Below are 20,308 nucleotides of genomic sequence, written 5' to 3'. Positions count from 1 at the left end.
CGGGCTCCGGGCGGGCGGTAGGAGCACCTGGCTCGGGCACCGGGCTCGGGCTGCGCTGTTCCGACGTGTACGGCAGGGGCCCCGGGCCGGGAGGGCGCGGCTCCCGGGAAGAAGATCCGCGCCGCCCCGGCCCCTATCCGGTCGGCTGCAACGCTGCCCGCTCCCGCAGGAGAGAGATGCGGCGCCCGGCGACCGCGGGTTCGGCGGCCCGGTCGTCCTCCGCGGGGTCCGACGGTTCCCGGCGGACCAGGCTCGCCAGCCGGCTGGACCAGTCGCCCTTGGCCGTGCCGAGGGCCAGCTCACCCAAGCGCAGCAGCTGGACGTCGGCGGTCCCGGCCGGGGCGGAGATGTGGTGGGCGTCGCGCAGGAAACGTTCCACCGGGCGGTCCGTGAACAGCCCGCAGGCGGCGTGGATGTCCATCGCGTCGCGCGCCGACTCCAGGGCGGTCTCCACGTTGACCAGCTTGGCGTTCATCAGCTCGGCGTCGCAGGGCAGGCCCTGGTCGAGCAGGTGGACGGCGTGGTAGGCGGCCAGCCGGGCGGTCAGCAGCCGGGACTGGACACGGCCCAGCTTGATCTTGATGTTGGTGAGGTTCGCCAGCGGCTTGCCGTAGCGTTCCCGCTCCGCGCAGAAGCGCGCGGTCTCGTCCAGCACCGCCTGGTGGATGCCGAGCGACACCGCGGTCAGGTTCGGCCGCCCGTACAGCACGCTGGAGGAGTAGGCGACGGCCAGCCCGTCGCCCTCGCTGCCGAGCAGATTCGCCGCCGGCACCCGGCAGTTGTCGAAGAACAGCTCGCCGAAGCTGAAGCCGTGCAGCCCCATGGCCTGCTGCTGCGCGCCGACCCGCAGGCCCGGCCGGTCCGCCTCCACCAGGAACGCCGACAGGCCCCCGGAGCCCTCACCGGTCCGTACGACGACGCCGTGCAGGTCGCCGACATGGCTGTTGCCGACGTAGATCTTGCGGCCGTCGAGGACGTAGTCGTCGCCGTCGCGGACCGCCCGGCTGGTCATGCCGAGCACATGGCCGCCCGACTGCGGCTCGGTGACGGCGATGGTCGGCAGGCACTCGCCCGCGGCGACGGCCGGCAGCCAGGTCTTCTTCTGCTCCTCGCTGCCGAAGTGGATGATCTTCGCGGCGCCGAGCTGGGACGCCTGCACCATGGCGCCCATGGCGCCGCTCACCCGGGACAGTTCTTCGATGATCAAGGTCTTGGCCAGGTGCCCGGCGCCCATGCCGCCGTAGGCCCGGGGGACGGTCGCGCCGATCCACCCCTGGCGGGCGATCCGGCGCGACAGATCGTGGCAGACGGTACGGGACGCCTCCATCCCGGCTATCCGGGGCCGGACCTCGCTCTCGGCGAAATCCCTGACCCGGTGCCGGAGCGCTTCATGCCGCTGGTCGGTGAAGTAGCGATGCAAGACGAGCCTCCTCCGTCGTACGCCCCCGCGCTGTGCTCTCTCCGCCTGCCTGCCGGGCGGCGCACCCGGAAAGTGCGCCGCCGGTCGCCCTGACCCCCGGCCATGCCGTTCCGGACCGTCATGGGGCGGTCACCTCGTGCAATACCCGTTGGCATACCTGCTGCACGGCGCACAAAACATCAACACCGTGCATTTATGCGAGCAATGGGAGCGCGCGAAACCCGTTCACCACCCCTGTGGTCTACGGTGCGTGCAGCACGTCCGGCGGTGTTCCCGTGGGTGTTCTCGTGGGGTGGCGAAGGGAGGCGCGAGACCGCTGGCCCCCGGCCCCCGCCGCCCCTCGTTCCTTGGTCCGGCACCCCGCCGACCATGGAGTCCGGCAGCCTCTGGAGGCACCTCATGACCGACGATCTGCGCCTGGGCGTCATCGGCTTCGGGCTGCGCGGTGATCTCGCGCGCACCGCCCACCGGCCGGGATACGGCGCCCGGGTCACCGCCGTGGCCGACCCCGACCCGGACGCGCTGGCGTATGCCGGCCGGCGCTTCCCCGGCGCCGAGACCTTCGCCGACCACCGGGCGCTGCTGCACCACCCCGGCCTCGACGCGCTCCTGCTCCTCACCCCCGACCACACCCACGCGGACCTGGCGTGCCAGGCGCTGCACGCCGGCCGCCCCGTCTTCGTGGAGAAGCCTCTCGCCATCTCCATCGAGGACTGCGACGCGATCCTGCGCACCGCCCACGAGACCGGTACGCGCCTGTACGTCGGCCACAACATGCGCCACATGCCCGTCATCCGCCTGATGCGCGAACTGATCACGCGCGGCGACATCGGTCGCGTCCGGACCGTATGGGTACGGCACTTCGTCGGGCACGGCGGCGACTACTACTTCAAGGACTGGCACGCCGAGCGCCGGCACACCAACGGGCTGCTGCTCCAGAAGGGCGCGCACGACCTGGACGCGCTGCACTGGCTCGCGAACGGCTACACGCGGCAGGTGCAGGCGCTGGGCGACCTGACGGTCTACGGCGATCCCGGCATGCGGCGGGCGCCGGGGGAGCCCCGGCCGGAGGACTGGCTGGCGCACGACGCGCACTGGCCGCCCGGCAGCCAGCGCGGCCTGAACCCGCGGATCGACGTCGAGGACGTCTCCCTGGTCAACATGCGCCTGGACAACGGGGTGCTGGCCGCCTACCAGCAGTGTCATTTCAGTCCTGACTACTGGCGGAACTACACCGTCATCGGTGACGCGGGCCGCCTGGAGAACTTCGGCGACGGGCCGGGCGGTTCGGTACGGGTGTGGAACTCCCGCCAGTCCGGCTACCGCACCGACGCCGACGCCGTGTACGAACTTCCGGCCAGTGAGGCGGACGACGAGGCGGGGCACGGCGGCGCCGACCCGCTGCTGGTGGACGAGTTCCTGCGATTCGTCCGGCACGGCGGGCCGACCGACACCTCACCGGTCGCCGCCCGGATGGCGGTGGCGGCCGGCGACCGGGCCACCGCCTCGCTCCGCGACGGCGGCACCCCGCACGAGGTGCCGCCCCTGGACCCGGAACTGGTGGACTACTTCGAGCGCGGCCAGCCCAAGGAGGGGAAGGGCTGAGGACGCGCGGGAGGGCGGCGGGCCGGCCTCAGTCGGCCGCCCCGCAGCAGGAGTCGCGCCGATGCTGCCGCCCGACCTCCAGCCAGTCCACCGCGCCCGCCCCGGCCGCCCTGACCGCGCGGCTGTCCGGCGCGGGGAAGGACGCCACCAGGTCCTCCTGCTCGTACAGCCGCCCGCCCCGCAGCACCGCCGCCGTGCGCACCAGCGTGTCGAAGTCGGTGAACGGGTCGCCGTCCACGATCACCAGGTCGGCCAGCTTGCCTTCCTCCAGCGTGCCGAGGTCCCGGTCGGCGCCGAAGACGCGGGCGGGCAGGGCGGTGGCGGTGCGCAGGGCCTGCGCGGCGGTGAGCCCGTAGCGGTGCAGGGCGCGCAGCGCCAGGTGCAGATGCAGGCCGACCGGTGTCAGCGGCTGGTCGGTGCCCAGGGCGACGAGGCCGCCGCCGCGCAGCACCCGCCGGTAGACGCCGATCTCGGTCCGGAGGTCGCCCAGCTGTTTCGGGGTGGGCCGCCGGCCCGCGTTCTCCCGGGCCAGCGCGGCGTCCCACGGCGGCATGAGGGTCGTGACCCGCTCGTCGTCGGCGAGACCGGGGTCCTCACCCAGCAGCACGGAGGCGGTGAACGGGGTGGCGATGAGGTGGAAGTCCGTGCCGGTGTAGATCTCCTCCACGTCCTGGTAGGCATGGCCGGTGGCGGTGACGGCGTGCCCGAACTCCAGGCGCTGAGTGGCCTGGAGATGGGTCGTCAGGTCCTGGCCGAGCATCACGCCGGGCGACAGCAGATGGCTGCCGGACCGTACCCCCAGGCGCTGGTGCGCGAAGCGCGCGGCCTCCTCCATGATCCAGCCGGGGGCGCGTACGTACGTCTTGACGAAGTCCCAGTCGAGCGCGGCGCCCCGCTCCAGCGACCGGCGCAAACCCTCCCGCGTGGCGTGGGCGCGGCCCATGCTGTAGGCGACCCGGCTGCCGTCCAGCAGTTCGCCGCAGGCCAGCAGCCGCGGTCCGGCGAGCGTGCCGGCGGCGACGGACTCCCGGACGCGGGCCTGTTCGTAGGAGAAGCCGCCGAAGGAGACGGCGGTGGTGATGCCGTAGGCGAGCTGGAGGGCGGTCTGGCGGCCGCCGTACGTGGTCTGCCAGGGGTGGGTGTGCGAGTCCCACAGGCCGGGGATCACGGTGCGCGCCGAGGCGTCGACGCGGCGCGCCGCCCGGCGGCCGGCGGCCCGGCCGTGCGGCTCGACGCCGGTGATCCGGCCGTCGCGCACCACCACGTCGACGTCCTCGCGCACCTCTTCGCCGGTGCCGTCCCAGAAGCGGCCCGCGTGCACGACCGTGTCCCGGGCGCGCGAACCGCGGTGGTCCAGGGCCACCCGGACGGTCCGCGCGGGGCCGCCGTCCAGGCCGGTCAGCCGCAGCCGGCCGGCCGACAGGTACAGCAGGGTGCGGGAGTCGCCGGACCAGGACGGGTGGTCGGCGCTCTCGTCGGTCAGCCGGCGCGGCGCGCCGTCGGGGGTGCCGTCCGGGCGTACGGGCAGCACCCACAGCGCGGATTCGGCGATCAGCGCCATCCACCGGCCGTCCGGGGACCAGACGGGGCCCGAGTCGTAGCGGTCGGCGATCGAGCGCACGGTGTGCCCCGGGTCCGGGGCGTGCAGCCGGACCTCGCCGGTGCGGGTGTCGACGACCCGGATGAGGTTGTAGCCCTCGCGGAAGCGCCGGTTGAGGCGGTTGCGGTCGCAGAAGGCCACGTAGCGGCCGTCCGGGGACCAGCTGGGGCGGCCGGGCACACCGCCGCCGCCCAGCGGGGCGGTCGCTGTCTCCTTGCCGTCGGCCAGATTCCGTACGACGACATTCCCGGACATGTCGATTGCGGCGAGCCGCCCGCCGTCCGGGGACAGCGCGGGCTGCACCCGGCCCCCGCCGGCCAGCACCGTCTCCTCGCCGGTCGCCAGGTCGTGCCGGCGGACCGCGAACAGCCCGTCGCGGTCGTCCGCGTACACCAGGGAGCGTCCGTCACGGGCCCAGCTCGGCCCCAGGACGTACCGGGTGGCGCCCGCCCGGACGAGCCGCCGCGGGCGGCCGCCCGAAGCGGACACCAGCCACAGCGAGTCGAGGGCGGCGAAGGCCACCTGGCGTCCGTCGGGGGAGAGCGCGGGCAGGTGGACGCCGCGCACCGGCCGGACGCCGGTGCGCTCGAAACCGTAGTCCTTGATCTCGTAACGCGGCCGCCGGACCGGCAGGCCGGCAGTGAAGGTGATGGTTTCCGCATCGTCCGGCGCGGCGGGCCGCAGCACCGTGAACTGCCCGCCCACGGTGAGCAGCAGCTCCTCGCGCGAGATCCAGCGCGGCGGTACGGGTTCCACGTCACCGTCCACCGCCACCTCCGCGCCGTCCACGACGAGGGCGCAGGTGGCGCCGGGGCGCTCGGTGATGCGCAGGTAGGCGAGCCGGGGCGCGCCGCCCTTCGCGGCGGGTGCCAGGGCCGGGACCATGGCCTGGGTGCCGGCGGCTGCCGTGTGCTCGGTGACGACCGGACCGCTGCCGTCGGCCGGTACGGACGCGACGGTCCGGCTGTCCAGGGAGGTGCCGGACACCGCGCCGCGCACGAACCACAGCCGTTCGCCGTCCGGTGACCAGGTGGGGTCGAAGTCCTCCCACGCGCCGCCCTGATGGGGCCCCTGCTGTCCGGCCAGCCCGGTCACCCGGGTCAGTTTCCGCGTCCGTACGTCCAGGACCCAGATCCGGTACGGGCTGCCCGCCACCGGATCGCCGTCCCGCTCGGAGGCGAAGGCGATCCGGGTGCCGTCCGGCGACCAGGCGGGTCCTCGGTCGTCCCACGGGCCGTCGGTGAGCTGCCGCAGGTCCGAGCCGTCGGGGCGCAGCGTCCACAGGTGGAAGCCGCCACCGCGGTAGGCGCAGACGGCCAGGCGGCTGCCGTCGGGGGAGAAGACCGGCCGGGTGGGTTCCAGATCCGGCGGGGTGAGCGCGCGCGCCTCGCCGCCCTCGCGCGGCACGGACCACAGGACGTTCTGGACTTCGGCGATCAGCCGGTCACCGGCGGGGGAGAGGGTGGCGGCGCCGTTCGTGGCGGCGGTGAACGAAAGGGTCGGCAGACGGGTGGCTTCGGCGGCGTGAGCGGTGGGGACGAGCTGTCCCGGCAGCCCGGCCAGGCCGGTGACCGCCGCGGCGGAGGCCGTGCCTTGCAGGAAGGTGCGCCGGGAGAGGGGCCGCGGAAGGCGCGCGGCCCGGGAAGCGTCCTCGGATCTGTCCGTGGTGTCCAACGGTCCTCCAGCCATGGGGGGTTACGTGGTCGGTGGCCTGGGGCGAGCCGACCGATCGTGTCACGCACCGATGGTCAGAGGTCAACACCCCGCGGCGCGCGCCTTGGCGAGTCGCGGGGTGGCGGGGGCGGAGATCCGTGGCCGGCGCGGGCCGCCGGCCGACCGGCGTCACCGGGCGAGGAAGCCGGTGATCCGCTCGCGCAGCGACCGCGCGTCCAGTCCCTGGCCCGCCAGGTGCTCGTCGAGCTGTCCGTAGCGGCGCAGCTCCCGGCGGCCGACGCCGAGACCGAGGACGCGGTGCGGCACGTGCTCCAGCGCGTCGTTCGCGTGCCGGGTCGAGGTGCCCTCGTGGTACGGCTCGACGATCACCACGTCCGCCGCCGTCGCCCCGGCCACCGCGGCCCGCAGCGCCGCGTCGTCGAAGGGCCGGACGGTCGTTGCGTACAGCACGGTCACGTCCAGGCCCTCGGTCGCCGCCAGCACGTTGTCCAGCATCGGCCCGACCGCCAGCACGACACCGCCGGTCCCTTCGCGCACCGTCAGGAAGCGCGCCCCGTCGACCGGCCGCGGCGTCCCGTTGGTCTGTACGGACAGCCGTACGTAGACCTTGTCGTCACCGGCCGCGGCGGCCCGCCGCAGCAGCGTGTCGGCCTCGTCCGGGTGGCCGGGGACGTGCACGGTCCAGCCGTCCAGGCTGTCGAGCAGGGCGACGTCGCCCGGAGCCATGTGGGTGAAACCGCCGGCCGGCCAGTCGTACGAACCCCCGGCGCTGACCAGGACCCCGCCCACGTCCTGGTGCCCGAAGTCCAGCTTCACCTGCTCGAAGGGGCGCTCCACCAGGAAGCTGGCGAAGGTGTGCACGACGGGCCGCATCCCGGCCAGGGCGAGCCCGCCGCCGACCCCGACGAGCAGCTGCTCTCTGATGCCGACGTTCACCACCCTCCCGGGGTGGCGTTCCTGGGCGGAGCGGAAGCCGTCGACGCCGATGTCGGCGAGGACGACCGCCAGCCGCGGGTCCTCGTCCAGCAGCTGGGTGGTGACCGAGGCGAAACGTTCGCGCATGGTGTCCATCAGAGTGATCCTTCTCGAAGTCGGTGCGGTGCGGGACGTGCGGATACGGGCAGGGCTGCGGCTGCGGTCATGGCTGTGGTGACGGCTACGGTCGTGGCGGTGCGTACGGACCGGGCCGCGCGCCTCAGGCCGCCGCGGCCTTCGGCTTGGGCTCGCCCGAGTACTCCTTGGCCTCCACCCGGGCCACGACCGCGTGCGGCCGGTCCGGATGCGGTGCGGTGAACGCCGCGTACAGGGCTTCGTGGTCACGCCCGTCCACGGTCACCGCCGACCACCCGGCGGCCTCGAAACGCGAGGCGATCCCGCCGCGCCAGCCGTGGCTCGCCGAGGTGTTGTCGACGACCAGCGTGTGCAGCCGGGACAGGCCGGCGGCGCCCGCGTACGCGATGGCCTCGTGGTTGCTGCCCTCGTCCAGCTCGGCGTCGCCGATCAGGACCCACACCGCCGGGTCGGTGAGACCCCGGGCCCGCAGCCCCAGCGCCGTGCCCACGGCCAGCGGCAGCCCGTGCCCCAGCGAACCGCTGCCGATCTCCGCGCCCGGCACCAGCACCCGGTCCGGGTGGTGGCCGAGCGGCGAGTCGTACGAGCCGAAGCCCGGCAGCAACGCGGTGGGGAAGAAGCCCTTGGCGGCCAGCACCGCGTAGTAGGCCATCGGGCCGTGGCCCTTGGAGAGGAGGAAGCGGTCCCGGGCCGGGTCCTGGGCGGTGGCGGGGGAGACCCGCAGCACCCGGTCGTAGAGCACCCACAGGGCGTCGAGGGTGGAGGTGGCGGCCGGTCCGTGCTTCTCGTCGCCGGTCATCAGGCTCATCAGGTGCGGGAGTTCGCCGAATCCGGTGTCGTGCGCGGCGGTCCCGTCCAGGGTCGTGTGCGTCATGGAAGAGATCCTGCAACTTCAAGTCCACTTGAAGTCAACCGCTAACCTGACGGGTATGACCTCACCCCACGACCGGCTCCCGATCGGCGAGCTCGCCGGGCGCAGCGGACTGGCCGCCTCCGCCCTGCGCTACTACGAGCAACTGGGCCTGATCCACTCCGAACGCACCGGCGGCGGACAGCGCCGCTTCACCCGCGCCACCCTGCGCCGCATCGCCTTCATCCGGGCGGCCCAGGCGGTCGGGCTGTCCCTGGAGGAGACCAGCGCGGCGCTGGCCAGGCTGCCGCGGGACCGTGCGCCCAACGCCACCGAGTGGAACAAGGTGGCCCGCACCTGGACCCGCCGCATCGACCAGCAGATCGCCGAACTCCAGAAGCTGCGCGGCCAGTTGTCCAGCTGCATCGGCTGCGGCTGCCTGAGCCTGCGCAAGTGCGGCCTGTACAACCCGGGCGACGCGGCGGCCGTGAGCGGGGCGGGCGCCCGCTACCTGCTGGGCGACCGCCCCGAAACGGTCGGTGTCGAGCGGCCGGGCGTCAGACCTGACCCGGCTTGAAGACGTCCTGCTCGATCAGGAGCTTGTCGATCCTCGCCTTGTCCACCCGGTTGGTGACCTCCTCGACCTCCTGCCGGTCCCGTACGCACTTGGCCAGTGTGAACGCCGACGAGACCACGAAGACCAGGCCGAGCCCGAGGAAGCCGCGCTCCCAGGCGCCCACGGGCAGCTTGGCGATCCCGGCCATCAGGGCGACCAGGGAGAGCCCGAACGAGATCGCGGACTGCACGAAGAAGGCGGTGGTCGTCGGTCGCTGTATCGATGGAGTGGTCATGCGCGTAGCGTCCCGCCGTGGTGCCGGGGGCGCATGAGTACGCGTACTCATGCGCCCCCGGCACCACGGCGGCCGGTCCGGCGCGGCCGGCCTGGCCCGCCGTGCCGGAACCTGGCGGCGGACACCCCCTGACATGCGGTATTGTTCTCTTGCACGGCCAGCCGGGAGAAACACCTGGCCGGACGGGCATCGGGACGTGGCGCAGCTTGGTAGCGCACTTGACTGGGGGTCAAGGGGTCGCAGGTTCAAATCCTGTCGTCCCGACGGGTGAAACAGCTCCCGGTCTGAGGGAAATCTCAGGCCGGGGGCTGTTTTCCGTGTTTTTACGCCCCAATGTTCCGGATTGCCGGATCGCTGAGCTGCCGGGCCGCCGGGCGGACGGTGCTCCGGCGCGCCGCCGCTGCCGTCCGTCCAAGCTGGACAACCGCCGCCACCTGGCCTTCGGACCGGCCCCCCACTACTTTTGCCTCGGCGCGGGGTCGGCACCCACGGACAGCGGAGCCGTCCCGCACCGCCGGCGGCACACCGGCCCGCCCCGCAGCCCGCGCCGCCCCGCCCGATCACCCCACTCACCTCCCGGAGTGACCGTGCCAGATGCCTTCAAGACCAGGAACCAGCGGTGCTGACCCGCGACCGGACCCTGCACGGCGCGTTCGGCGCGCAGGCCCGGAGCCGGCCGGACGCGGTGGCGCTGATCCAGGGCGGGACGGTCCTGACCTATGCCGAGCTGGCCCGGGCGGCGGACGACTACGCCGCGGAGCTGGCCGGGCGCGGAGTCCGGGCAGGTGACCTCGTACCGGTGCTCCTGCCGCGCTCGCCGGAACTCGTGGCGACCCTGCTGGCGCTGCTCAAACTGGGCGCCGCGTACTCCGTCCTGGACGCGCGGTGGCCGCGGGAGCGCCGCGACGAGCTCGTCCGGCAGCTCGGATCGCCGGTCATCGTCACCGAGGCGCGGCCCGTGGCGGCGGCGATCCGCGGCGGGCGCCGGGTGCGCGACGCCGTGACCGGCGCCGGCACGCCGTCGACCGTCTTCTTCACCTCCGGCACCACCGGCACGCCCAAAGGCGTGGTGTCCACGCACGGCGCCGTCACCCGGCTGTTCACCGCCGGGAGCTTCGCCGACTTCGGGCCGGGCCGCATCACCTCCGCCGCCGCCGCGCTGCCGTGGGACGCGTTCTCGCTGGAGCTCTGGGGTCCGCTGGTCAGCGGAGGCACCTGCGTCCTCGCCGAGGGCGAGTACTTCCTCCCGGACACCCTCGCGGGGATGATCCGCGAGCACGGGGTGAACACGACGTGGCTCACCGCCTCGCTGTTCAACCTGTTCCTGGACGAACAGCCCGACTGCTTCCGCGGACTGTCGGTACTGATCATCGGCGGGGAACGGCTCTCGCACGCCCATGTGCGCCGCTTCCTCACCGCGCACCCCGGCAGCACGCTGCTCAACGGCTACGGGCCCGTGGAGAGCTGCGTCTTCGCGACGACGCACCCGATCACGCTCGCCGACACCGGACGGACGCACGGCATCCCGCTGGGGCGGCCGGTGCCGTGCACACAGATCGCCGTGTTGCGGGAAGGGGAGCCGGCGGCACCTGGACAGCCGGGCGAGATATGGCTCGGCGGTGCGGGCCTGGCCGTCGGCTACCTCGCCGATCCCGGGGAGACCGCGCGGCGCTTCACGACCGTGCGGGCGGCGGACGGCCCGGTGCGTATGTACCGTACGGGTGACCTGGGACTGCTCGACGACGACGGTGTACTGCACTACCTCGGCCGTGCCGACCGGCAGGTCAAGATCCAGGGGCACCGGATCGAGCCGGCCGGGATCGAGAGTGCCTGTGAGGCACTGCCGGAGGTGGAACGGGCCGTCGTCGTGCCCGTCGAAGGAACCGATCTGGCCTTCACGCGCCTCGCGCTGTTCTACACGGCTGCGCCCGGGGGACAGGACCCCGCGGCGCTGCCCCTGGCCGACCGGCTCCGGGACGTGCTTCCGTCCTACTGCGTACCGGAGTTGATCGAAGAAGTACCCGCCTTTCCGCTGACGGCGCAGGGCAAGACCGACCACCGGGCGCTCCTGGCCCGGCTCGGGCAGTCCGGGGCCGGGAACGGGGGTACAACCGGGCCGGACCTCGACGCGCTCTTCGACGAACTCGTCCGGTCCCCTGACGGACCTCCCGGCACCTGGCCGCCCGGCACCGGCTGGGCCGCGCTCGGGGGCACCTCGCTCGACGCGATGCGGCTGTGCGCCCGGATACAACGCCAGCTGCACGTCCGGGTGTCGGTGTCGGACTTCCTGAAGGAACCGGACCTCGACGGGCTGCGGCGCCTGGTCGGACAGGCCGTGGCGCTGCCCGCGGAAGACCGTGCCGCGGCGTCCGGCAGCACGGTGATTCCGCTCGTGGGCATGCCGGCGCACTTCTGCATGCGGTACGAGCTGTTGCCGGACGACACCTCGACGCTGTGCCGCAGAGCCTGGCGGATCGACGGTCCCGTCGACCTGGAGGCGCTGGGACAGGCCCTGAACGACCTGCACGAACGGCACGAGGCACTGCGCGCCTCCTACCTCCTGGAGGACGGGCCGGTCGCCCGCCTGAGCGGCACGGGTGGCCGTGTCGCGCTCACCGACCTCGGCCCGTGCGACGACGGCGAGCCGGCACAGAACCGGCTGGAGAAGGCGCTGCTGCGTCCGCTGTCGATCCAGACGGGTGAGGTCTGGCGCTGTGCCGTGGCGCGCGAGGAGAGCGGCAGTACGCTGCTCGGGCTGACGGTGCATCACATCGCGTTCGACGGCTGGTCGGAAACGCTGCTCGTCGCCGAGCTGTCGGCCGCGTACCGCAGCCGCCTCGCCGGAACCCGCGAACCCTTCGACGGCCCGGCACCGACTCTGGCGCAACTCGCCCTGGAAGAGCTGACCGTCCGCCGGCACGAGGACCGCGGGCGCCAGCTGGACTACTGGAAGTCGGCGCTGCTCGGGGCCCAGGACGTGGTGTGGCCCGAGCCGGAGTCGGCGGACGACGATCCGGTGGGCGTGTGCTGCTTCACGCTCGGTACGCCCGCCGTCGAGCGCCTGGCGCGGGAGGCGCGCCAGTACGGGAACACGCTGTTCCTGGCCCTCTTCACGGGGTTCGACGCGGCACTGCGCGAGGTGCTCGGGCAGCAGGACTTCTGTGTCGGTGTCCCCGTGGCGCGCCGCGGGGGCGCGCACGCGATCCGCGCCATCGGCTGTGTGGTGGACATGGTGTGCCTCCGCATGCCGGCCGCGGACCCGCCCGGCCCCCTCAGGAGCCGGATGGCACGGACCCACCCGGTGATCAAGGAAGCGATGGCGTGCCAGGACGTCGCCTTCGACGAGGTGGTGGCGGCCCTGACGCCGCCGCGGACGACACGCAACCCGCTGTACCAGACGGTGTTCGCCTACCAGAACAACGTCACCGGGGCCTTGGCGCTCGACGGGTGCGCCGTCCGCGCCCTGCCGCAGCCGCTGGTCGCGCCGTCGGCGGAGCTGGCCTGCGAGGTGTGGCCGCGGCCGGGCGGCGGGCTACGGGTGGAGCTGACCTTTCAGTCCCGGCTGATCCGCCGGGACGTGGTGCGGCGCATCGCCGACACCTACCAGGCCCTGCTCACCGAGGACGCCGACCCGCGCTGAGCCGCGGCGGTGGGCCGTGCCGGCAGTACGGTACGGCCCACTGGCGGCGCCTGCTCCCGCCCCGGCGGCTTTCCGCCCCTACCGCAGCGGACGGAAGAACTGGCGGATGTCGTCGACGAGCAGGCCGGGCGCTTCCAGCGCGGCGAAATGCCCGCCGGTGTCGAACTCGGACCAGGACGTGATGTGCGGATTGGCACGCTCGGCGAACCGCCGGACCGGCGGCGCCTGTTCGCCGGGGAACACCGCTATTCCGAGCGGGACCTGCAGTTGCCGGGGCAGCCCGAAGCCCGTCGCCGAATCCTTGTACAGGCGGGCGGCGGACGCCGCGGTGTTGGTGAGCCAATAGAGCATCACATTGGTGAGGATGCGGTCACGGCTCACCGCGTCCTCCGGAACGTCGGCCCGGTAGGTCCATTCCTTGAACTTCTCCACGATCCAGGCGAGCTGGCCGACCGGAGAGTCCGCGAGGGCGTGCGAGACCGTGTGCGGGCGCTGCGTCTGCACCTGGGCGTAGCCGGACCATTCCGTGTTGAACGTTTCGAGGCGGCCGACGCGTTCGAGGTCGGCGGGGGAGAGCGCGGCCATCTCCGCCGGATCGCCGGACGGGAAGGTGAGCAGGAAGTTCAGGTGCACACCCACCACGTTCCCGGGCGCGTGAACCCCCAGTTGGCGCGAGATCAGCGAACCGAAATCGCCGCCCTGCGCACCGTAGCGGCGATGCCCGAGCCGGTTCATCAGCTCGGCCCAGGCGGCGGCGACCCGCTCGACCCCCCACCCGTTGTCGGGGGTGGGACCGGACAGGCCGAAGCCGGGGATCGAGGGAATCACCAGGTCGAAGGCGTCCGCGCGGTCGCCGCCGTGCGCCGCGGGGTCGGTGAGCGGACCGATGACGTCGAGGAACTCGACGACCGAGCCCGGCCAGCCGTGCGTGAGGACGAGCGGCAGCGCGTCCGGCTCGGCGGAGCGGACGTGCAGGAAATGCACGGTGGTTCCGTCGATTTCCGTGGTGAACTGCGGGAACGCGTTCAGCTGCGCCTCCGCCCGCCGCCAGTCGTACGATGTGCGCCAGTAGGCGCTGAGGTCCCGCAGGTAATCCACCGGGACGCCGTACTCCCACCCGGAATCCGCCGCCTGCGCGGACCAGCGGGTGCGGTCCAGCCTTTCCGCCAGGTCGTCCAGATCCTCCTGCGGAATGTCCACGCGAAACGGCCGTATGCGGTCGTCGGAGACCATCGATTCTCCTTGTCGGTCCGAGTCAGCCGAATTGCAGCACCGTCACTCCACCCCGTTCCGTACGGACGAGCATAGACAGCACCCGCCGACAAAACACCCGTCCATTGACGGGCCGTGCCCGCTGACCGGACGATGGCCCGGAGTACGCGACGCGGCCCGAACGGCAAGTCACCACGGAAGGGACACGTGGATGTCTTTGGATGCGCAGCACGTCGAGCGGAAACTTCCCGACCTGTCCGATCCGTTGTGGTATTCCGGAGACCGGGCGGAGGAACTCTGGGCGTCCCTGCGTGAACGCACCCCGCTCTTCCGTACCGAACGGGAGACGGGGGACAGCTTCTGGTCCGTGCTCGGGCACCCGCTCGCGAACGCCGTCCTCCGGGACAGCGAGACCTTCGTCTCCTCCCGCGGCATGCGCCTCGACTCGCCGCCCGCGCCGACCGCCCAGGCGGCCGGCCGGGTGCTCATCGTCAGCGACCCGCCACGGCACGGCAGCATCCGGCGCATCATCAGCTCCGCCTTCACCCCGCGCACGGTCCGGCGGCTGGAGTCGACGATCCGCCGGACGGCCTCGGACATCGTGGACGCGGCGGTCGCCGAGGGGGACTGCGACGCGGTCCAGATGGCCGCCAGGCTCCCGGTCTCGGTGATCTGCGACATGCTGGGCGTGCCGCGCGAGGACTGGGAGCACCTCCTGCACCAGTCCATGACGGCGATGAACTCCGGCGGCGACCGGGAGATCGAGATCGAGGCGAACAGCGAGATCCTGGCGTACTACGAACACCTGGTGCGGCTGCGCAGGAAGGACCCGGGGGACGACGTCGTCAGCGCACTGATCCACGGTGCGGTGGACGGGGTGCCGTTCACCGACGAGGAGATCATCCTCAACTGCAACGCCCTGCTGTCGGCCGGCAACGAGACCACCCGGCACTCCATGGTCGGCGGCCTGCTCGCCTTCATCAGGTTCCCCGGCGAGTGGGACCGCCTGCGCGACGACCCCGGCCTGATGCCCACCGCGGTGCAGGAGATCCTCCGGTACGCGAGCCCGGTCCTGCACGTGCTGCGTACGGCCGTCAAGGACACCCGGATCGGCGACGAGGCCGTCGCGGACGGCGACAAGGTGGCGGTCTGGCTCCCGGCCGTCAACCGGGACGCCACCGTCTTCGACGACCCGGACCGCTTCGACGCCGGCCGGGAGCCGAACCGGCACCTCGCGCTGTCCGCGGGACCGCACTTCTGCCTCGGGTCCTCGCTCGCCGTCATGGAGATCACCGTGCTGTTCGAGGAACTCCTCAAGCGCGTGGACCGCGCCGAACTCACCGGCGAGCCGCGCCGGGTGCGTTCCAACTTCATCCAGGGGTACGAGACGGCGCCGGTGGCGCTGCGGCGTCGTACGGCATGAGGCGTGGCCGGCGGATCATGCGTGTTCCGGCTCCGGCGGCCGTGCAGACATGATCCACCCGTGGTGCTCGAACACCCCACCATCGTGACGAGACGACCGGCCGCACCGTTCGGGTCGCAGCATGGTCCGCCGGACACGCCAGGGCCTGCCTCACGCCTGGAACGTCACCGAGCCCAGGTGGTCGAACTCCGCGGTGAACGTGTCGCCGTGCTCCACGGTGACCGCGGCGTGCAGCGCGCCGGTCAAGATCAGGTGGCCGGGCTCCAGGGCGACGCCGTGTGCGCCGAGTGTGTTGGCCAGCCAGGCCACGACCTCGACCGGATCACCGAAGGCGGCCGCCCCGGCGCCGGTGGCGACCAGCTCGCCGTTGCGGCTGAACACCATGCCGATCAGGCGGGGGTCGACGCTCTTGAGCGGCACCGCCCGGCCGCCGAGCACCACGGCGCCGTTGGAGGCCAGGTCGGCGACGGTGTCGGCCAGCTTGATACGCCAGTCCTCGATACGGGAGTCGACCACCTCCAGTCCGGCCATGACGTCCGCGACGGCGGCGCGGGCCGCCTCCACCGTCACGCCGGGGCCGGCCAGGCGGCTGCCGAGCCGGAAGACGATCTCGGCCTCGACCTTCGGCGCGATGAAATCCTCGCGGGGCACCCGGTCGCCGTCGCGGTACAGCGTCGACGCGAACACCGGGCCGTGGTCCGGGGTGTCCACGCCGAACTGACGCCGCATCGGCTCCGAGGTCAGCCCCGCCTTGTACCCGACGGTCCGCTCGCCGTCGCCGGCCAGCATCGCGACCAGCTCCCGCTGGATCGCATAGCCGTCCGCCAGGCCCAGCGACGGGTCGTCGTCGGTCAGCGGGGCGATGGGCGTGCGGGTGGCCCGCGCCTTGTAGAGGGCCTGCGCCCGCTCCCGGTGGTCGCGGGATACGCGTCCGGACATATCGGTGACCTGCTTTCGTTCGGGGGACCGGTCGGGGTGACGGCACAGGCTCCTACGGGCGCGGGCCGCGCTCCTCCATCAGCCGCGCGATGTCGGCGACGGTCTCGACCTCCAGCATCTCGTCGTCGCTGATCTCGATGGCGAACTTCTTGCTCAGGATCATGGACAGTTCGACCAGGGCGAGCGAGTCCAGACCGGCTCCCTCGCGGTCGACGTCCGGCCGCACGTCCGCCTCCGTCAGCTGAAGGTCCTCCACCAGGATCGACCTGAGCAGTTCGTACACGCCGTCTCCTCGTCTATGCCGCGGTCTTCAGTTCCGGCCACACCACGGTGGTCGCGCCCCATGTCAGGCCACCGCCGAAAGCGGTGATCAGCACCCGGTCGCCGGGCGTCAGCGTGCCTTCCGCCGTGGCCTGCCCCAGCAGGACCGGGATCGAGGCGGCCGCGGTGTTGCCCACGTCCCGGATGTTCTGCGCCTGCCGCTCCGCCGGGATCTCCAGTTCGGACGCGACCGCGGCCGACAGCCGGGCGTTGGCCTGGTGGGCGACCAGCCGGTCCACCTCCTCCGTCCGCCAGCCGGCCGACCGGGCCGCGGCCCGCGCGGCCTCGGCCATGCGCTCCACGGCCTGCCGGAACACCGCGCGGCCCTGCATCCGGAAGTAGCCGTCGGCGACGCAGATGAGGTCCTGCTGCTCGCCGTCGCTGCCCAGTACGACCCGGCCGACCGCGCCCGGTTCGGCGGCGGTGCCGCGCCGGAGGACGACCGCGCCCGCGCCGTCGCCGAAGATCGGCACCGTGGTGCGGTCGGCGGGGTCGAGCAGGGTGGTGAACCGTTCGGCGGCGACCACCAGGACGCGGTCGGCGTGCCCGGCGGCGATCAGGCCGGTGGCCGAGGCCAGCGCGTAGAGGAAGCCCGTGCACACCGCCGCCACGTCGAAGGCGGCCACCCCGCTCAGGCCGAGCCGGGCGGCGACCTCGGGAGCGGTCGCCGGGCAGGTGCGGTCCGGTGTGGTGGTGGCCAGCACCACCGCCTGCACCTCCTGGTCGCCGGCCGACTTCAGCGCCCGCGCACCGGCCTCCGTCGCCAGGTCCGCCGTGGACAGGCCGGGCCCGGCGACGTGCCGGGACCGGATGCCCGTACGGCGAATGATCCACTCCTCGGTGGTGTCGAGACGGGCGCACAGCTCCGCGTTGGTCACGGCGAGCGGCGGCAGCCAGTGTCCGATGCCGCAGATCACCGAGGCGTCCGGCGGCCCGTCGGCCGGCGGTGTCCGTCCGGCTGTCGTTGCGGCCGTCATCCGCGTGCCCCGCGCAGTTCCAGGGCGACGTCGACGATGAGGTCCTCCTGCCCGGCCACCGCCTGCCGCCGGCCGAGTTCGAAGAAGATGTCGCGGGGGTCCACCCCTTCACGGCCGGCGATGTCCAGTACGCGCGTCTTGAAGCCGGAGAAGACGCCCACGAGCCCGCTGACCAGGCTGACCGAGTCGATGGTGGGCGGCGCCGGCATCAGCTCCCGTTCGGCGAGGTCGGCCGCGTCCAGCACCTTGTAGAGGTCGATGCCCGTCGCGAAGCCGGTCCGTTCGAGGACCGGCACCAGGACTTCGAGCTGGGTGTTGCCGGCGCCCGCGCCGAAGCCCCGGGCACAGGCGTCGATGACGGTGGCGCCGGCCTGCGCCGCGGCCACCGAGTTGGCGACGGCCATGCCGAGGTTGTTGTGGCCGTGGAAGATGACCGGGACGCGGACCGCGTCGACGAGCGTCGAGATCCGCTCCGTGACGTCCGGGGGCAGATAGTGGCCCGAGGAGTCGAAGATCCCGACCGCCGTCGCGCCGAAGTCCTCCAGCCGGCGGCACTCCTTGGCCAGCCGCGCGGCGTCGGCCATGTGGCTCATCAGCAGCAGGCACTGCGCGTCGGCGCCCGCGTCCCGCAGGAACCCGAGGTGACGCTCCGTCAGGTCGCTCTCGGTGCAGTGGGTGCCCAGCCGCACCACGTCGGCGCCGTGGTCCAACGCCCGGCGCAGATCATCGGCCGTCCCCCAGCCGGGCAGCATGAAGACGCCCATCTTGCTGTTCGGCAGCGCCTCGCGGACCGTCGAGAGCATCTCGTCGTCGCTCAGCGCGGCCCGGCCGACCTGGAGGGAGGAGGCGCCGAGGCCGTTGCCGTGGCCGACCTCCACCACGGGGACACCGGCGGCGTCGGCGGCCGCCGCGTACCGGCTCAGCTGCTCACGGCTGAGGGTGTGCCGTACCGCGTGGTGGCCGTCGCGCAGCGTCGGGTCGTGGATCACGACCCGGCGTCGTCCGTCGGGCTGGCTCATGACACCCCCAGGGTGGTGGCCGGCGCACTGTCCCGTGCGCACCGCTCGGCGATCAGTACGGCGGCCGAGTTGATGATGTCCAGGTTCCCGACGTGGCGCGGGATGCGGTCGCCGGCGGCGGCGACCTCGACGGCGACGAACACCCGGTCGTCGGCCGCCGTGCACGCCTTGACCGCGAAGCCGGGGGCGAAGGCACTGACCTTCGCGGCGGCCTCCGACACGACGTGGCGCACCGCGTCGGCGTCGAACCCGGTGCCGAGGACGGACAGCGCCACCCGGAACGTCGTCGGCGGGGACGCGGGGCTCAGGTTGACCATGACCTTGACGTCCGGGACGCCGGTGAACGTGCGGACGGCGTCCTGCGTGGTGCCGATGTACTCGTCGAGGTTCAGCCGGGTCGCCCGGCCCACGCTCGAACTGGCCGCCGTGGTGACCACCTCGATGTAGCTGGTCGGGAAGTGCCGGGTCAGGGCGTGCAGGATCGGTACCGCCGCCTGCCCGGTGCAGCTGATCAGGTTGATGTTGCGGTGTGCCGCCGCGTCCGCCCCGTTCACCGTCGGCGCGACCATGTGCCCGACCATGCTCGGGGTCAGGTCGACGAGCCGGGTGCCCAGCGGTTCGAGGCACTTCCAGTGCTCGACGTGGGAGACCGCGTTACTGGCGTCGAAGACGATGTCGAACGGGCGGTCGGCCGCGACCAGCGACCGGATGCCGTCCCCGGCGGTGGCGCAGCCCAGGTCGGCCGCCCGGCGCAGCCCGAGGCCGCCGTCCTGCCGTCCGACCACCAGCCGGCAGTCGAGCAGGGGGGAACGCCGGATCTTCAGCAGGAGATCGATGCCGATGAGCCCGGCACCGAGAATGGCGACACGCAGGGGTTCGTTCCGGTCAGGTGGCACTCTTTTCTCCCTTCAGTTGCTGGTGGACCTGTTCCGACTCGTAACTCAGGGGCAGGTCGCGGACGTGGCGCAGCGGACTCAGGGCGAGGACGAGCCAGCAGGGTGCGGTCACGCCCGCCATGATCCACAAGGTCGGCCGGTGGCCGACCGCGTCGCCCGGCACGCCGCCGAGCAGGGAACCGAGCGGAATGGTGCTGTGGTTGAGCGTCATGGCCGTCGCCACGACCCGGCCGAGCACGCGCGGCGGGCAGCAGGTCTGCCGGAAACTGCCGACCACGACGTTGGCGACGGCGACGCCGACCCCGAGGGCGAACGAGCCGCCGGCGAACGGCAGCAGCCCCGGCCCGGCGGACGTCAACGGCATGAGCAGCGCGAACGGCGCGGTGACCACCTGGAGCAGCAGCAGTCCGCGTCCGGTGCCGATCCGCCGCGTGATCCGGGTGGTCAGCAGCGCCCCGACGATGCCGCCGACGCTGCTGCCGGTGAGCAGGAGCCCGACCATGGCCGGGTTCAGACCGAGGGTACGGACCAGGAACACGACCTGCACCGCCTGGGAGCCCACCAGCGCCATGTTGAGCACGGCGCCCCAGGTGACCATCCACCGCAGGTACCGGTCGCGGCCGAGGAAGCGCAGCCCTTCGGCGATCTGCCGCCGCAGCGGGACGCGCTCCTCGTCGTGGGCGGGCGCCGGCTCGACCACGTCGATCCGGCAGGCAGAACGCGGAGACCAGGAACGTCACCGCGTCGGCCACTAGCCCGCCGACCGCGCCGACCGTCTGGGCGAGCAGCCCCGCCGCGCCCGGCCCGGCG

The 20,308-nt window shown here is 72.9% G+C and carries 16 protein-coding genes and 1 tRNA gene; 5 read left to right on the top strand and 12 right to left on the bottom strand.

What is annotated here, in order from left to right:
• Window positions 1-133: 133 nt before the first annotated feature.
• Entirely contained in the window at window positions 134-1,420 is a 1,287-nt protein-coding gene (locus OEIGOIKO_RS05120) for an acyl-CoA dehydrogenase family protein (RefSeq protein ID WP_125052260.1), read from the bottom strand.
• Window positions 1,421-1,819: 399 nt separating this feature from the next.
• Here OEIGOIKO_RS05120 and OEIGOIKO_RS05115 point away from each other — a divergent pair, with 399 nt between their 5' ends.
• Complete coding sequence (locus OEIGOIKO_RS05115; protein ID WP_125052258.1) at window positions 1,820-3,025, top strand: Gfo/Idh/MocA family protein; 1,206 nt, start codon at window positions 1,820-1,822, stop codon at window positions 3,023-3,025.
• A 28-nt stretch (window positions 3,026-3,053) separates the two neighbouring features.
• Here the strand turns inward: OEIGOIKO_RS05115 and OEIGOIKO_RS05110 are convergent, their stop codons facing one another.
• The 3 genes from OEIGOIKO_RS05110 to OEIGOIKO_RS05100 form a co-directional block, all read right to left on the bottom strand.
• The gene (locus tag OEIGOIKO_RS05110) at window positions 3,054-6,299 is read right to left on the bottom strand and encodes an amidohydrolase family protein (protein ID WP_125052256.1); all 3,246 of its coding nucleotides are present in this window, start codon (window positions 6,297-6,299) and stop codon (window positions 3,054-3,056) included.
• Window positions 6,300-6,467: 168 nt separating this feature from the next.
• Window positions 6,468-7,370 carry a transketolase family protein gene (locus OEIGOIKO_RS05105; RefSeq protein ID WP_125052254.1) on the bottom strand — a complete coding sequence of 301 codons (903 nt, stop codon included), beginning with the start codon at window positions 7,368-7,370 and terminating at the stop codon, window positions 6,468-6,470.
• 124 nt (window positions 7,371-7,494) lie between these two features.
• Window positions 7,495-8,244 (bottom strand): thiamine pyrophosphate-dependent enzyme, encoded by a 750-nt coding sequence (locus tag OEIGOIKO_RS05100; protein ID WP_125052252.1) that lies wholly within the window; start codon window positions 8,242-8,244, stop codon window positions 7,495-7,497.
• 55 nt (window positions 8,245-8,299) lie between these two features.
• On the opposite strand from OEIGOIKO_RS05100, the gene soxR reads away from it, so the two are divergent.
• A complete protein-coding gene (soxR, locus tag OEIGOIKO_RS05095; RefSeq protein WP_125052250.1) occupies window positions 8,300-8,797 on the top strand; it encodes a redox-sensitive transcriptional activator SoxR in 498 nt (165 codons plus the stop codon).
• Here the strand turns inward: soxR and OEIGOIKO_RS05090 are convergent.
• A complete protein-coding gene (locus tag OEIGOIKO_RS05090; RefSeq protein WP_170251557.1) occupies window positions 8,778-9,071 on the bottom strand; it encodes a YiaA/YiaB family inner membrane protein in 294 nt (97 codons plus the stop codon). The two genes, soxR and OEIGOIKO_RS05090, sit on opposite strands and share 20 nt — an antisense overlap.
• Window positions 9,072-9,261: 190 nt before the next feature.
• On the opposite strand from OEIGOIKO_RS05090, the gene OEIGOIKO_RS05085 reads away from it, so the two are divergent.
• Window positions 9,262-9,335 (top strand) — tRNA-Pro (locus OEIGOIKO_RS05085).
• Between the two features lie 355 nt (window positions 9,336-9,690).
• Entirely contained in the window at window positions 9,691-12,711 is a 3,021-nt protein-coding gene (locus OEIGOIKO_RS05080; RefSeq protein WP_125052246.1) for an AMP-binding protein, read from the top strand.
• A 78-nt stretch (window positions 12,712-12,789) separates the two neighbouring features.
• On the opposite strand, the gene OEIGOIKO_RS05075 is transcribed toward OEIGOIKO_RS05080, so the two are convergent.
• Complete coding sequence (locus tag OEIGOIKO_RS05075; protein WP_174857123.1) at window positions 12,790-13,944, bottom strand: epoxide hydrolase family protein; 1,155 nt, start codon at window positions 13,942-13,944, stop codon at window positions 12,790-12,792.
• A 190-nt stretch (window positions 13,945-14,134) separates the two neighbouring features.
• Here OEIGOIKO_RS05075 and OEIGOIKO_RS05070 point away from each other — a divergent pair, with 190 nt between their 5' ends.
• Window positions 14,135-15,346 carry a cytochrome P450 gene (locus tag OEIGOIKO_RS05070; protein ID WP_125052244.1) on the top strand — a complete coding sequence of 404 codons (1,212 nt, stop codon included), beginning with the start codon at window positions 14,135-14,137 and terminating at the stop codon, window positions 15,344-15,346.
• Between the two features lie 150 nt (window positions 15,347-15,496).
• On the opposite strand, the gene OEIGOIKO_RS05065 is transcribed toward OEIGOIKO_RS05070, so the two are convergent.
• Genes OEIGOIKO_RS05065 through OEIGOIKO_RS05040 form a run of 6 tightly spaced genes read right to left on the bottom strand, consistent with a single transcriptional unit; the run spans window position 15,497 to window position 20,198 of the window.
• Entirely contained in the window at window positions 15,497-16,285 is a 789-nt protein-coding gene (locus OEIGOIKO_RS05065) for a 2-keto-4-pentenoate hydratase (protein ID WP_125052242.1), read from the bottom strand.
• A gap of 52 nt (window positions 16,286-16,337) precedes the next feature.
• Window positions 16,338-16,568: an acyl carrier protein gene (locus tag OEIGOIKO_RS05060; RefSeq protein ID WP_125052240.1), complete on the bottom strand. Its 231-nt coding sequence runs from the start codon at window positions 16,566-16,568 to the stop codon at window positions 16,338-16,340.
• A 13-nt stretch (window positions 16,569-16,581) separates the two neighbouring features.
• Window positions 16,582-17,583 carry a beta-ketoacyl-ACP synthase III gene (locus OEIGOIKO_RS05055; protein ID WP_125052238.1) on the bottom strand — a complete coding sequence of 334 codons (1,002 nt, stop codon included), beginning with the start codon at window positions 17,581-17,583 and terminating at the stop codon, window positions 16,582-16,584.
• The gene (gene dmpG, locus OEIGOIKO_RS05050) at window positions 17,580-18,602 is read right to left on the bottom strand and encodes a 4-hydroxy-2-oxovalerate aldolase (protein WP_125052236.1); all 1,023 of its coding nucleotides are present in this window, start codon (window positions 18,600-18,602) and stop codon (window positions 17,580-17,582) included. The genes OEIGOIKO_RS05055 and dmpG overlap by 4 nt, the downstream gene beginning before the upstream one ends.
• Complete coding sequence (locus OEIGOIKO_RS05045; RefSeq protein ID WP_246177208.1) at window positions 18,599-19,498, bottom strand: acetylating acetaldehyde dehydrogenase; 900 nt, start codon at window positions 19,496-19,498, stop codon at window positions 18,599-18,601. Before OEIGOIKO_RS05045 ends, dmpG begins: the two co-directional genes overlap by 4 nt.
• Window positions 19,488-20,198: an MFS transporter gene (locus OEIGOIKO_RS05040; RefSeq protein WP_246177207.1), complete on the bottom strand. Its 711-nt coding sequence runs from the start codon at window positions 20,196-20,198 to the stop codon at window positions 19,488-19,490. Before OEIGOIKO_RS05040 ends, OEIGOIKO_RS05045 begins: the two co-directional genes overlap by 11 nt.
• Window positions 20,199-20,308: the final 110 nt, after the last annotated feature.

The organism is Streptomyces paromomycinus (genome assembly GCF_003865155.1).
GTDB classification, from domain to species: domain Bacteria; phylum Actinomycetota; class Actinomycetes; order Streptomycetales; family Streptomycetaceae; genus Streptomyces; species Streptomyces chrestomyceticus.
This window is presented reverse-complemented; position numbering and strand designations above follow the sequence as displayed.

Bases quoted from the DNA above. Each gene is read 5' to 3' on its own strand.
- OEIGOIKO_RS05075 (WP_174857123.1), bottom strand. From the start codon at position 13,944: ATGGTCTCCGACGACCGCATACGGCCGTTTCGCGTGGACATTCCGCAG.
- OEIGOIKO_RS05065 (WP_125052242.1), bottom strand. From the start codon at position 16,285: ATGTCCGGACGCGTATCCCGCGACCACCGGGAGCGGGCGCAGGCCCTC.
- OEIGOIKO_RS05105 (WP_125052254.1), bottom strand. From the start codon at position 7,370: ATGGACACCATGCGCGAACGTTTCGCCTCGGTCACCACCCAGCTGCTG.
- OEIGOIKO_RS05100 (WP_125052252.1), bottom strand. From the start codon at position 8,244: ATGACGCACACGACCCTGGACGGGACCGCCGCGCACGACACCGGATTC.
- OEIGOIKO_RS05070 (WP_125052244.1), top strand. From the start codon at position 14,135: ATGTCTTTGGATGCGCAGCACGTCGAGCGGAAACTTCCCGACCTGTCC.
- OEIGOIKO_RS05055 (WP_125052238.1), bottom strand. From the start codon at position 17,583: ATGACGGCCGCAACGACAGCCGGACGGACACCGCCGGCCGACGGGCCG.
- OEIGOIKO_RS05090 (WP_170251557.1), bottom strand. From the start codon at position 9,071: ATGACCACTCCATCGATACAGCGACCGACGACCACCGCCTTCTTCGTG.
- OEIGOIKO_RS05115 (WP_125052258.1), top strand. From the start codon at position 1,820: ATGACCGACGATCTGCGCCTGGGCGTCATCGGCTTCGGGCTGCGCGGT.
- soxR (WP_125052250.1), top strand. From the start codon at position 8,300: ATGACCTCACCCCACGACCGGCTCCCGATCGGCGAGCTCGCCGGGCGC.
- dmpG (WP_125052236.1), bottom strand. From the start codon at position 18,602: ATGAGCCAGCCCGACGGACGACGCCGGGTCGTGATCCACGACCCGACG.